The sequence below is a fragment of the Bacillus cereus group sp. N21 genome, assembly GCF_016483395.1.
Classification (GTDB): domain Bacteria; phylum Bacillota; class Bacilli; order Bacillales; family Bacillaceae_G; genus Bacillus_A; species Bacillus_A pseudomycoides.
The window spans coordinates 1-668 of sequence record NZ_JAEHBX010000220.1 but is presented as its reverse complement, the minus strand read 5'-3'; the positions used below and the strand labels follow the sequence as shown (position 1 = coordinate 668).

Here is a 668-nt window from a genome sequence, read left to right as displayed (position 1 = left end):
TGAAGAAAACGGAGTACCTTACAACACATATATTAAGAGGTTATCACTTGGGTGGGATGAAGAAAAAGCAGCAACAAAACCACCACGGGAATACAAGAAGAAACAAATCAGTTAAGGAGGAATCCATGTCGGAATACTTAACCGAAGAAGATTACGAGATCGCCAAGATGAACGGGATTCCTAGAGAACGGGCATATCATCGCTTCTATCACTTGTATTGGGATAAGGAACGAGCAGTAACTGAACCAGTAGGATTGCGAGTCGGAACGCGTGGTAATGGCAGAGTGTATGGGAAATGGGTAAGTGTAGCTCAAAGTAACGGAATCCATAGGAATACGTTTTACGGAAGAGTAAGAGCAGGAATGGGATATAAAATGGCAGCGACTAAGCCACCAGGAATGCAAAATAAGAGACAAATCAGCTAGGAGGACAAGCCATGACAACAAAGGAACGGACGCTAAACGGGTTCTGGACGCATAAACAAACTGGTGAATGCATTGTAGTCAATCGAGTGACAATGCAAGGCCAGGCATATGCGCGACAGGTGGGGAAAGACACAAAGACACTTAATAAGATGAGACTCATATTGTTAGTGCGTGAGTTGAAAGAGGACTATGTGAAGGGAATGCATTAGGAAACATGGACAGGAAACAAATCTACATCGATGT

The 668-nt window shown here is 43.4% G+C and carries 1 protein-coding gene; it reads left to right on the top strand.

The features are described 5' to 3' along the window. The first annotated feature begins 125 nt into the window (after positions 1 to 125). Positions 126 to 425, top strand: coding sequence for a hypothetical protein (locus tag JDS96_RS30570; RefSeq protein ID WP_199669102.1), 300 nt, complete (start codon positions 126 to 128; stop codon positions 423 to 425). The last annotated feature ends 243 nt before the right edge of the window (positions 426 to 668 follow it).

Bases quoted from the DNA above. Each gene is read 5' to 3' on its own strand.
- JDS96_RS30570 (WP_199669102.1), top strand. From the start codon at position 126: ATGTCGGAATACTTAACCGAAGAAGATTACGAGATCGCCAAGATGAAC.